This window comes from Paenibacillus sp. sg306046, from assembly GCF_059821225.1.
In genome coordinates this window covers 1-1,284 of sequence record NZ_JCAMRT010000081.1, presented here as the reverse complement: position 1 = coordinate 1,284, position 1,284 = coordinate 1, and the positions used below count along the sequence as shown (strand labels likewise).

The following is a 1,284-nucleotide window of genomic DNA, read 5'->3' as shown; positions in this document are numbered from 1 at the left end:
GGGACTGACCCCCTAACGTGAGACAAATCAAAACACCTTCAAGAAAATGCTTCCATGTCGTAAGATGTGGAGGACAACTTGGAGGTGTTTTGCATTGGCAACAAGAGTGAGTTATCCGGTGGAAACAAAGATGAAGGCCATTGAAATGAGACTGGCAGGTGTTCCGGTAAAAGAGGTCTTGGAGCAGCTTGGGATAAGAAATCATACACAGCTAAAGACGTGGATGAGGTGGCATCAAAAAGGCGAAGGACATCGTCTAGAGCAGCCGGTAGGAAAACAGTACACCTATGGAAAAGGTCCAGAATACGCTTCAGAGCTGGAGAAAGTCAAAGCTGAGAATCGGTTCCTCAAGCAGCAGTTGGATCTGCTAAAAAAGTACAAGGAACTCGAAAGGAGGTGGAACCCCAAGTCGTCATGGCCTGGATCGAGTCGGTTCGAGAAGAAGTGACGGTGTCTGAGGCTTGTGCGTGGCTCGGAATCGCCAGAGCGACCTACTACCGCTGGAAAGCGAACGGGATTCAACGTACAGATCAGACCGCAGAAAAGATAAGGGAACTTTGCAAGCAGCATAAGTTCCGGTATGGATACCGTAAAATCACTGCACTTCTTCGGGCAGAAGGGCCGGTAAACCACAAACGAGTTCAGCGGATCATGCAACGTGAGGGGCTACAATGCCGCGTAAAGATGAAGAAACGAAAGATCATTGGACAACCTGTTCAGTCAGCAGAAAACCTTCTGAAGCGGCAATTTCATGCAAAGGCTCCGATGCAAAAGTTAGTTACAGACATCACCTATCTACCGTTTGGAGGCAAGATGTTGTATCTCTCAAGCATTCTGGATCTGTACAATGGGGAAATTGTGGCTTACAGTATAGCAGACAAACAAGATACGTCTTTAGTTTTGGATACGCTGAATCAACTTCCAAAACAGGCAAACCTGCTGCTTCATAGCGATCAAGGAAGCGTGTATACGTCACAGGCTTATCAAGCTGAGGTAAAAGGAAAAGGCATTACCATGAGCATGTCCCGCAAGGGAACGCCCGCTGATAATGCCCCCATCGAATCGTTCCATTCCACGCTAAAGTCTGAAACGTTCTATCTCGAAGGTTTAACCTGTACAACGACTGCAATCGTGGTACAGACCGTTCGAGACTACATCACCTACTATAACTCAATTCGCATTCAAACGAAACTAAATAACCAGTCACCGATCAATTTCCGGCGACTGGCTGCTTAAACTTGCAAGGTGTTTTGATCCCTGTCTCATAAACGGGGGTCAGTCCCA

At 47.1% G+C, this 1,284-nt stretch carries 1 protein-coding gene; it reads left to right on the top strand.

What is annotated here, in order from left to right; all coding sequences use genetic code 11:
* Window positions 1–94 precede the first annotated feature (94 nt).
* A protein-coding gene (locus tag AC6ROY_RS25350) for an IS3 family transposase (RefSeq protein WP_500103335.1) occupies window positions 95–1,236 on the top strand; the annotation gives its coding sequence in 2 pieces (ribosomal slippage) (window positions 95–368 and window positions 368–1,236; 1,143 coding nt in all).
* The last annotated feature ends 48 nt before the right edge of the window (window positions 1,237–1,284 follow it).